This is a genomic window from Flavobacterium psychroterrae, from assembly GCF_018380615.1.
GTDB classification, from domain to species: Bacteria; Bacteroidota; Bacteroidia; order Flavobacteriales; family Flavobacteriaceae; genus Flavobacterium; species Flavobacterium psychroterrae.
On sequence record NZ_JAGYVZ010000028.1, the window covers coordinates 42,197 to 52,262 of the forward strand.

10 protein-coding genes are annotated in these 10,066 nt (G+C 32.4%); 4 read left to right on the forward strand and 6 right to left on the reverse strand.

From position 1 onward, the window contains the following. Positions 1-77: 77 nt before the first annotated feature. Complete coding sequence (gene leuB, locus KHA90_RS21495; protein WP_213306400.1) at positions 78-1,139, forward strand: 3-isopropylmalate dehydrogenase; 1,062 nt, start codon at positions 78-80, stop codon at positions 1,137-1,139. 137 nt (positions 1,140-1,276) lie between these two features. Here the strand turns inward: leuB and KHA90_RS21500 are convergent, their stop codons facing one another. Together KHA90_RS21500 and KHA90_RS21505 are read right to left on the reverse strand one after the other, a co-directional pair. After that, on the reverse strand, positions 1,277-1,636 hold the full coding sequence (locus tag KHA90_RS21500) for an RNA recognition motif domain-containing protein (RefSeq protein WP_026982652.1): 360 nt from the start codon (positions 1,634-1,636) through the stop codon (positions 1,277-1,279). Positions 1,637-1,777: 141 nt separating this feature from the next. Beyond that, on the reverse strand, positions 1,778-2,260 hold the full coding sequence (locus KHA90_RS21505) for a DUF6252 family protein (protein ID WP_213306403.1): 483 nt from the start codon (positions 2,258-2,260) through the stop codon (positions 1,778-1,780). 188 nt (positions 2,261-2,448) lie between these two features. Between KHA90_RS21505 and KHA90_RS21510 the strand changes: the two genes are divergently transcribed. The 3 genes from KHA90_RS21510 to KHA90_RS21520 all read left to right on the forward strand — a co-directional run bounded on the left by KHA90_RS21510 (position 2,449) and on the right by KHA90_RS21520 (position 4,366). After that, positions 2,449-3,015 (forward strand): 30S ribosomal protein S16, encoded by a 567-nt coding sequence (locus KHA90_RS21510; protein ID WP_213306406.1) that lies wholly within the window; start codon positions 2,449-2,451, stop codon positions 3,013-3,015. Positions 3,016-3,030: 15 nt separating this feature from the next. Then, positions 3,031-3,555 (forward strand): ribosome maturation factor RimM, encoded by a 525-nt coding sequence (rimM, locus tag KHA90_RS21515; protein WP_089477692.1) that lies wholly within the window; start codon positions 3,031-3,033, stop codon positions 3,553-3,555. A gap of 103 nt (positions 3,556-3,658) precedes the next feature. Beyond that, entirely contained in the window at positions 3,659-4,366 is a 708-nt protein-coding gene (locus tag KHA90_RS21520; protein ID WP_213306409.1) for a tRNA1(Val) (adenine(37)-N6)-methyltransferase, read from the forward strand. A gap of 46 nt (positions 4,367-4,412) precedes the next feature. On the opposite strand, the gene KHA90_RS21525 is transcribed toward KHA90_RS21520, so the two are convergent. The 4 genes from KHA90_RS21525 to KHA90_RS21540 all read right to left on the reverse strand — a co-directional run bounded on the left by KHA90_RS21525 (position 4,413) and on the right by KHA90_RS21540 (position 9,923). Next, complete coding sequence (locus tag KHA90_RS21525; protein ID WP_213306412.1) at positions 4,413-4,946, reverse strand: S41 family peptidase; 534 nt, start codon at positions 4,944-4,946, stop codon at positions 4,413-4,415. Positions 4,947-5,230: 284 nt separating this feature from the next. Next, positions 5,231-6,523, reverse strand: a complete 1,293-nt coding sequence (locus tag KHA90_RS21530) for an HlyD family secretion protein (protein WP_213306415.1) — start codon at positions 6,521-6,523, stop codon at positions 5,231-5,233. Between the two features lie 3 nt (positions 6,524-6,526). Next, complete coding sequence (locus tag KHA90_RS21535; RefSeq protein WP_213306418.1) at positions 6,527-8,719, reverse strand: peptidase domain-containing ABC transporter; 2,193 nt, start codon at positions 8,717-8,719, stop codon at positions 6,527-6,529. 190 nt (positions 8,720-8,909) lie between these two features. After that, on the reverse strand, positions 8,910-9,923 hold the full coding sequence (locus KHA90_RS21540; RefSeq protein ID WP_213306421.1) for an acyl-CoA thioester hydrolase/BAAT C-terminal domain-containing protein: 1,014 nt from the start codon (positions 9,921-9,923) through the stop codon (positions 8,910-8,912). Positions 9,924-10,066: the final 143 nt, after the last annotated feature.

Below are 10,066 nucleotides of genomic sequence, written 5' to 3' on the forward strand. Positions count from 1 at the left end.
CACAGGCACAAAGTTTTCCCTTTGCCACTTTGAACCTTTGCCACTTTGAACCTTAATAAATAATAAATACAAAAAAAATGAAATTTAACATAGCCCTTTTAGCAGGAGACGGAATTGGTCCTGAGGTAATTAATGAAGCAGTAAAAGTATCAGATGCTATTGCAAAGAAATTCAATCACGAAATAACATGGACACCCGCTCTTACCGGTGCTGCAGCAATTGATGCCGTTGGAGTTCCTTATCCTGATGAAACGCACGAAATTTGTATGAAAGCCGATGCTGTTTTATTTGGAGCAATTGGTCACCCAAAATATGATAACGATCCAAGCGCGCCAGTTCGTCCGGAGCAGGGATTATTATTAATGCGCAAAAAACTAGGCTTATTTGCAAACGTTCGTCCTACTTTTACTTTCCCATCTTTAATTGACAATTCTCCTTTAAAAAGAGAAAGAATTGAAGGAACTGACTTGGTTTTCTTAAGAGAATTAACTGGCGGAATTTATTTTGGAGAAAAAGGAAGAAGAGACGGCGGAGAAACTGCATTTGATAATTGTGTCTACACAAGAGTTGAAGTTCAGCGTTTGGCTAAAAAAGGTTTTGAACTTGCCATGACACGCAGCAAAAAATTATGTTGCGTTGATAAAGCAAACGTTTTGGAGACTTCACGCTTATGGAGAGAGACAGTTCAGGCAATGGAAAAAGATTATCCTGAAGTTACGGTTTCTTACGAATTTGTTGATGCTGTAGCCATGCGTTTGGTTCAATGGCCAAATTCTTACGATGTATTAATTACCGAAAATTTATTTGGAGATATTTTAACAGATGAAGCTTCTGTAATTTCAGGTTCAATGGGATTAATGCCTTCTGCTTCTGTTGGAGAGCACACTTCATTATACGAACCAATCCACGGATCTTACCCACAAGCAACAGGATTAAATATTGCTAATCCGTTAGCGACTATTTTATCAGCAGCAATGATGTTCGAAGATGCTTTTGGACTAAAAGACGAAGCCGAAGCGATCAGAGCAGTTGTAAACAAATCATTAGAAGAAGGAATTGTAACTGAAGATTTAGCTCCAAAAGGATCAAAAAAATACAAAACAAGCGAAGTTGGAGATTGGCTTGTGGCTAATCTATAGTTTATTTTGTTTCAGGTTTCACGTTTCAGGTTGTTGGAACGTTGAAACCTGAAACAAATAAAACCTGAAACAAAATTTATTGCATAAAAAAAGGGATCAACGAAAGTTGATCCCTTTTATATATTTAGAAAAAAATATTAATATCCTCCTCTGTTACCACCACGGTCATTTCCACCACGGCTGTTTCCTCCACCATAACCTCCGCGTGAATCTCCACCGCGACTGTTATTGTTGAAGCTTCTTCTTTCACCTTCAGGTTTCGGTTCAGATTTATTAACAACAATTGCACGACCTTGAACAGTAGCTCCGTTCAATTCATCAATTGCTTTTTGAGCTTCTGCATCGTTTGGCATCTCTACGAAACCAAAACCTTTGCTTCTTCCTGTAAATTTATCAGTAATGATTTTAACTGAATCTACTGCTCCGTAAGCCTCGAAAGACTCTCTTAAATCTGCTTCCTCAATACTGAATGGAAGACTTCCAACAAAAATGTTCATATGTACTTATTTATAATAATGTAGCAAATGTAGTCTTATTTTTTCTGTAATCTACTATATATTAGTTTATTTATGTTTTTATTTAGATTTAAAAAAATAAAAATGAATAAAATCGAACAATCTTAAATTCAAAACTTAATATTAATACTCTAAATTAGGATAAACCGGAATTTTATAAAAAACACCTTCTGTAAAATTCATTTCGGTTTTCGCAAGATCTGCTTCATCCAGATTTATTGCATTAAATTTAAATGTCCCTGAAATAGTTTGATTTTCAACGTTATATTCTGTAACTACTATTTGCCCATTTCCTCTATTTTCTCCAGTGGTAAATTCTGCTAATTGTTCAGGCTGTAAATTAGTGTAGGTTGCAGTTGTGCTATTATCAACCCCAAGAATATAAGTTTTTGAAGATGTTGAAGGCATTTTAAACGTTACTTTTTCAAAACCTAATGAACCTTCAATAATCAAATCTCCATTTGTTTCGATATGAGCTTTATAATTTTGAGCTCTCCAAAAAACATTATCTTTTAAGCTTTGAAATGCGGGATTATTAAATTTAACATCTTCTGTACATGACACAAGTAAAAAAGAAGCAATTAATAAGAATAAGTATTTTTTCATAAAGTAATGAATTTAAGGCAAAAGTACTGTGTTAGCGAATACCTTGAGACCGTAATAGGAGTTAAAAACAGCAAAAACCGACCTCGATAATTTTTAATATATTTTGAAACGGATAATTCATAAAAAAATTATATCTTTGCGCCCTTAATTAACAGAGGTCGAGTACCTCAAAATTTAATCATACGATTATGTCAGTAAAAATTAGATTACAAAGACACGGTAAAAAACAAAAACCTTTTTACTGGGTTGTAGCTGCGGATGCACGCTCAAAAAGAGATGGTAAATACTTGGAGAAAATCGGTACTTACAATCCAAACACAAACCCTGCAACTATCGAATTAAACATTGATAGTGCTGTAAAATGGTTGCACAATGGTGCACAACCAACTGATACAGCCAGAGCAATTCTTTCTTACAAAGGTGCTTTATTGAAACACCACCTTGATGGAGGTATTCGTAAAGGTGCTTTAACTCAAGAACAAGCTGATGCTAAATTATCTGCTTGGTTAGATGCTAAAGCTGGAAAAGTTGATGCTAAAAAAGAAGGTCTAACAAAAGCGCAAGCTGATGCTAAATCTAAATCTTTCAAAGCAGAACAAGAAGTTAATGCTAAACGTTTAGCTGCTGCAGCTCAAGCTGAAGCTGATGCTATCGCTGCTGCAAATCCTGCAGTTGAAGAAGAAGTTGCTGAAGTTGAAGAATCAACTGAAGAAGCTCCTGCTGCTGAAGAAAATAACGAAACAACTGAAGCATAATTATATTTAGCGAGAATGCGTAAAGAAGATTGTTTTTATTTAGGTAAGATCGCTAAAAAATTTAGTTTCAAAGGTGAAGTCCTGGCTTATTTAGACACGGATGAACCTGAGTTATACGAAAATCTGGAATCAGTGTTTGTTGAATGCAACAAACACCTGGTTCCTTTTTTTATTGAAAAAAGTTCTTTGCACAAAAACGATTTTCTTAGAATTCGTTTTGAAGATATGAATACCGAAGAAGATGCAGATGCCATTATGGGTAATGCAATTTATCTTCCTTTAAATATGTTGCCAAAACTTTCCGGTAACAAATTTTATTTCCATGAAGTAATTGGTTTTGAAATCGAAGACCAGCGTTTAGGCGTTTTTGGAAAAATTGCTGCTGTAAATGATACAACCGCACAACCACTTTTTGAAGTTTTAAATGGTGAAGTCGAAATGTTGATCCCTATGATTGATCATTTTCTTGTGAAAATTGACCGCGAGAATAAAAAAGTGATCATGAATTTACCTGAAGGGCTAGTTGAGATGTACTTGTAAAAAAGTTGATTTGTTTAATTGATTATTTGTTTAATCGAAACAAAAACCTTTATATCTGTCATTAAAAAAAATCAGCATTCATTAATACTAAACCTCTAATCTGATGTTTCAATTTAAACAATTTTCAGTTGCACAAGATCGATGCGCTATGAAAGTAGGAACTGATGGCGTTTTATTAGGTGCTTGGGCTCCTATTTATCATAATCCGTTTAGTGTATTGGATATTGGTGCGGGAACCGGCATTATCGCTTTAATGCTTGCTCAGCGAACTCATGCTGAACAAATTGACACTCTTGAAATTGACGAAGAAGCTTATGAACAAGCGGTTGATAATTTTGAAAATTCTCCGTGGGGCGATCGATTATTTTGTTTTCACGCAGGATTAGATGAATTTATCGAAGAGCCGGAAGATGAATACGATCTAATTGTTTCAAATCCTCCTTTTTATTCTGAAGATTATAAGACTGAAAATGAACAACGTGATTTAGCGCGTTTTCAAGACGCAATGCCTTTTGAAGAATTAGTTGAAGCGGCAGATTTATTACTTTCAGAAAACGGAATATTTGCCGTGATACTTCCGTTCAAAGAAGAAGCAAATTTTATCAGATTAGCAAAAGAATCAGAATTATATCCTTTGAAAATTACTCGAGTAAAAGGAACTCCAACTTCTTCTGTAAAACGCAGTTTGTTGGCTTTTAGCCGAAATGAAACTTCAGACATTGAAATCGATGAATTAACAATCGAAATTGACAGACACGTTTATACGCCTGAATACATTGAGCTGACTAAAGAATTTTATTTAAAAATGTAAAAGCATCTTTGCCAAAGTTAGAACTCTGACAAAGATTATAGTTTACCTATTTTTCATTTTTCGCAAAAAGAACAGCCCGATCTAAAACCTCATCTTTTCCTTGCTGAATACCTAAAATTGTTGGTTTTACTTCAATATCAGGAACAATCCCAATACGTTGAACTTCTTTTTTATTAGGATAAAAAACCCCATAACAAGTAAATGAAGAAGAAAATCCTTTTATGATCGAAAATTTATAATTTCCTCCATCTGCACCTCCGGTTTGGCTTCCTATTACAGTTGTAGTTGAAATCATTTGCAAAGCCATAGCCGCGTGTTCAGCATGACTTATAGCATTTTCATCTACTAAAACAATTACATTCCCTTTATAATTATCAGGATTAACTTTGCCAAAATTTTCATTTCCTGATCTCCAAATATATCTTCCCGGAAAAGTAATGTCCGGATCAATATATTTTGCATATTCTGTCGGTTTCGGATTAAGCCAATCTGCAAGCGCATACATTACATTATTTGGTTTTTTTCTGTCATCAAAAATAATGGCTTTTGTATTTTTAAGCTGATCTATTAAATTGGGCACATCCTCAATACCTAAGGCATCAAAATTAACATACCCAATATTCCCTTCTAAAATTTTCCACTTTTCTTTCTTCGGATATTCAATTTTTAAATCTTGATATTTATATCGATTAATTGATTTTACAGCTGTCTTACCATCTCTAATAAGTCGTTGCAGCTAATTTTTCAATTTCAGTTATTGGTTTCGAAAATGAAATTTGAACTAATAAAACAAAAACAATAAGTAACGTTTTTTTCATTATAAAAAAAATGGTTTTGGTTAATTTAAATGGTTTTTGGTTAATTCTAAACTTGCTCAAAAATACTTTTGAACTGATATAAAATGCGTTCGATTAATCGTAAATCTTCGGTTACTATTTCAGCACTTCCTTTCATTTCCTGCTGAAATACGATTTGTTTTTTATAAGAAGTCATTAATCCGTTTGGAAGGGCGACATCCAGTAATAAATTTCCATCCTTATCCGGAACTAGAGAAATATTTCGAATTTTACCTTTTAACACTCCAAACTCACGATCAGGAAAATTCGCTAATCTGATATTTACTGTTTGTCCCACTTTTATTTTTCCGGAATTCAACGCCGGCGCTTTTACTTTTCCCACAAACCCATTTTTAGTATCGGGAATTATAGAAAAAACATTATCACCTACATTTATGGTTTGATTCTCAGTCCAGACCTGCAAAAAAGTAACTACTCCGCTAACCGATGATTTTAAAGCATAAGCCAATTCCCAATCTTTTATTACTTTTTTAAGCTGATAAAAAGATTGTGCCATGTTTCTGCCTAACGTAACTTCTTCCTTAGTGCCGCTTATTTGCGAATTCTGACTTAGTTTTGAATTATCAATCAAAGACGACCTTAATTGAGAAATTGACGTTAAGAGGCTTTTATAACTCTTTTGAGCCTGAAGATATCCTAATTTTTTAGCTTCCATTTCCTGAGCCGAAATAATGCCTTTATTGAATAACGTTTCAAAACGGGCAATTTCATTTTTTTGAAGCTGTAATTCGCTTTCGTTAATTACTTTTTGCTGTTGCAGAATTTCCAGTCTTTCCTTGATTTGAATTTTTTCAGAAACCTGCGCTCTGTTTTCTACTTCAAAAGGCTGAAGATTTTTATTCAATTGTTCTGCCTGATAATCTTTTTGAAAAACAGCAAAGGCACTTTCGATTTCACCCAATTGTGCATTTTTCAGTAAAGCAAATGGGAAAGCTTTCTTGGGATTATTAATATTATATTCGTCAACTATTTTTTTTAATAAAAAAACATCTTTGTAATTGGCAGTATTTTCGATAATAGCAAGTGTGCTATTTTTTGACACGATCGATTTATCTTTTACCAAAATAGCTTCGATACGGCCGGAAGATTTTGACACTATTTTCTCTGGCGGAATATTGGTTGTAATTACAATTTCAGTATTTACAACATCTGGATATTTGATAAACCACGAAACGAAAAACAGCATAAAAATAATTACGAATATTAAAACTGTTCCCCAACGGATCATCCAATGTGGTACTTTGGTGAGAATGTCCTGAACTTCTTCACTTCTGAGTTCGAATGTAGTATCTTCAGCCATGATTTAATTTCCTAATTGTAATTGATTTTTAACCAGCTCAAAATAATTCCCTTTTTGCTCCACTAAAGCCGAATGATTTCCTATTTCGATGATTTTCCCTTTGTCTAAAACCACGATTTGATCCGCATTCATTACTGTGCTTAATCGATGTGCAATGACAATAACTGTTTTATTTTTAAAGAAAAGATCCAGTTTCTGCATAATTTCTTTTTCATTATTAGCATCCAAAGCAGATGTTGCTTCATCAAAAAATAATATTTCAGGGTTTTTATAAACTGCTCTTGCGATTAATAAACGCTGTTTTTGTCCTGTACTCATTCCTGTTCCTTCGGCACCAATCTTAGTATTATAACCAAGTGGCAATCCACTGATGTATTCTTTTATGTTGGCAACATCAGCGGCGTAAACCAATCGTCCTTTATCGACTTTATCAACACCAATGGCAATATTATTAGCAATAGTATCACTAAAAATAAAACCTTCCTGCATTACTGCTCCTATATTTGATCTCCAGGCTTTTTGTGAAATATTTTTTAGTTGCGTATTACCAATGTTAATTTCTCCTTTTTCAGGTTCATAAAATTTAAGCAGCAACTTCATTAAAGTGGTTTTACCGCTTCCGCTGACACCTACTATTGCGGTTACTTTATTGGCAGGGATATTCAGGCTTAAATTATCTAAAACGGGAATATCAGATCCCAAATATCGGTAGGAAAGATTTTTTATGTCAATATCACAATCATATGGCACATCGCTTGTTTGATGTTCTTCCTGCTGGGTTTCATCTTCTTTTTCATGAATCTCAGATAATCTTGCCAATGAAATCTTAGCATCCTGAAGTTCTCTCACAAACTCTATAAGTTGCGTTATTGGTCCGTTTAAACTTCCTACTATTGAACTTATCGCTAACATCATTCCCAACGTTATAGAACCATCAATTACCAATTTTGCGGAAAGAAATATGATGAAAATATTTTTTAACTCATTGATTACAGAGGAACCAATAGTTTGGGTTTGTTCTAAAACCAATCCTTTTATGGAAACCCTAAACAATCTTGCCTGAACATATTCCCAACCCCAACGTTTTTGTTTTTCGGCATTATGGAGTTTAATTTCCTGCATTCCGTTAATCAGTTCCATTACTTTGCTTTGTTCCTGCGAAATCTCAGCAAAACGTTTGTAATCCAGCACTTCTCTTCTTTTCAGAAATAAAGTAATCCATCCGAAGTAAAGTATGCTTCCTGCAAAAAACACAAAAAATATCTGCAAGTTAAAATAGGCTAAAACTCCTCCCATAACAAACATATTAATTACAGAAAACAGCACATTTAATGATGATGTTGTCAGGATTTTTTCGATCCTGCGATGATCATTTATACGCTGCATGATATCTCCTGTCATTCTCACATCAAAAAATGAAATGGGCAGATTCATTAATTTAATGAAAAAATCAGAAATGAGCGAAATATTTATTCTTGTCGAAAGATGCAATAATATCCAGCTTCTTATGAGTTCTAAGCCTATTCTTCCGGCAAAGAGAAATAACTGCGCAAAAAGAATGAGATAAATAAAATGAATGTTTTGGTTTTGTATTCCAACATCAACAATACTTTGGGTTAAAAACGGAAAAATTAGCTGAATCAAACTACTCGCTAATAAACCAATACTAAGTTGTGTTAAAAATGATTTGTATCGCAATACATATTGCGATAACAATTTAAAGCCTAATCCTTTATTTTCTTCTTTGTCAAATTCAGACTGAAAAAACTTTGGAGAAGCTTCCATCAATAAGGCGATTCCTTCCTGAGTAGCATCATCGGCGTTATTGCCTATCCAGAATTTAAGAAAATCCTGTTTATTATATTCAATTAAACCAAAAGCAGGGTCAGATATATAATAAGTGCCTCTTTTAATTTTATAAAGCACTACATAATGATTTTTATTCCAATGTAAAATACAAGGTAACGGCGCTTCGTTTAATCTTTCAAGATTTAATTTCACTCCTAAAGTCCTGAAACCAATTTTCTCTGCAGCATCGCTTAAAAAAAGCAAATTACTTCCTTCACGAGTTGTTTCACTTATGTCTCGCAACTCCTGAATCTGGATTGTTTTACCGTAATGCCTGGCAATTATTTTTAAACATGTTGGCCCACAATCTTTATGATCTGCCTGTTTGTAATTGATGAATTTTTTCAATTTATTATGTTTATTCTAGCGCAATTTAACATTATAATTCTGATACCGTCAAAAAAAATAAAAAAAAACACAGACTAAAAATATTCTCTATGTAAATATTTAGCAATAAAATCAAAATTACAAAAATTGGTCACTAACTAAAAATTAGTGAAGTCAATATTTCATTTATAAATTATAATTATTCTTTTACTTAATTTTTTAAAAGCCAATTTTGTATATCTTTAAAAACACTATCCCAATGATAAGTATCCTCAAGTTTGTTACCATTTTTATCTACTTCTTTTTTATTATAATTATGATCCAAATCTGGATAAACAAACATTTGTAAGTTGTTTTTTCTCAATAAAAAAGGAAGTAAGTCATTATTTAACGAACCAATATCCTCTGTACCATAAGTAACAAGAATAGGATTTTTAAATTGTAACAAACTTTCAAAGGAAAGTACACTATTGTAACTCATCTTATTATATACTTCATAGTCATTTTTATATTCTTCAATATTTTGAGGAATACTTTTAAAACTACGAATATCTTGTTCAATTTCTTTTTGAAGTAAACTATCCGAAGATATCGATAAGGTTTCTATCCGGGATTTTAAAACGTATTCAGCTATTCTATTAAACGGATTTGCTGACATACAAACCAACTTAGCTATTTTTCTATTATTTTCAGAAAGTTTAGCCGCTACTCTATATCCTTCTGAATGACCAATAACAAATATCGAATTTTTTTGTACCCATTTCTGTTTATAAAGGTAGTTAAGAACAGATTTGGCTTGAAATGTCCTATATTTTAAATTGTCATTTTTAATAAATTCAATAGGAATCTCACCTTTTTTATTATAAAAACCTTCACTATCTTTTTCATATGAACCTACTAATGGAATTCCATGTCTGGCAATAATAATGAAATTAAATTTCTTTAAATATTCTTCAATTTCAAAAGGAAATGCTGTAACGCTTGCTCCAGTTGAATCATGAAAAATTATGGGTTTTGCTAATGATCCTTGTAAAAATAGAATTGTTGGTTTTTTTGTCTTTTTATCCGTATTTGTAGTCAGAAAAGAGATTGTATCTTTTTTTGATATAATATTTATTTTGTAAAAACCATTTTGATCAATATATTTATTCTCTTCACTTTGAGAAAATAAATTAAGATGGATTAAAAAGAATAGACTAGATAGTAATTTTATTTTAAAAAGCATATTGTTCTAATTCATTTCATTAATGTCCGATAAAAAATAAAACCAAAAGAATTTATTTCTTATATGTCTCATTGTCAGTGTTTTAATTTTTTATTATTGTATTTTTTTAAAAACAGGTTATAAAATAAATGATAGTTGTTCTG

Coding starts and splice junctions, on each gene's coding strand:
- rimM (WP_089477692.1), top strand. CDS start 3,031: ATGCGTAAAGAAGATTGTTTTTATTTAGGTAAGATCGCTAAAAAATTT.
- KHA90_RS21520 (WP_213306409.1), top strand. CDS start 3,659: ATGTTTCAATTTAAACAATTTTCAGTTGCACAAGATCGATGCGCTATG.
- KHA90_RS21540 (WP_213306421.1), bottom strand. CDS start 9,923: ATGCTTTTTAAAATAAAATTACTATCTAGTCTATTCTTTTTAATCCAT.
- leuB (WP_213306400.1), top strand. CDS start 78: ATGAAATTTAACATAGCCCTTTTAGCAGGAGACGGAATTGGTCCTGAG.
- KHA90_RS21505 (WP_213306403.1), bottom strand. CDS start 2,260: ATGAAAAAATACTTATTCTTATTAATTGCTTCTTTTTTACTTGTGTCA.
- KHA90_RS21510 (WP_213306406.1), top strand. CDS start 2,449: ATGTCAGTAAAAATTAGATTACAAAGACACGGTAAAAAACAAAAACCT.
- KHA90_RS21530 (WP_213306415.1), bottom strand. CDS start 6,523: ATGGCTGAAGATACTACATTCGAACTCAGAAGTGAAGAAGTTCAGGAC.
- KHA90_RS21500 (WP_026982652.1), bottom strand. CDS start 1,636: ATGAACATTTTTGTTGGAAGTCTTCCATTCAGTATTGAGGAAGCAGAT.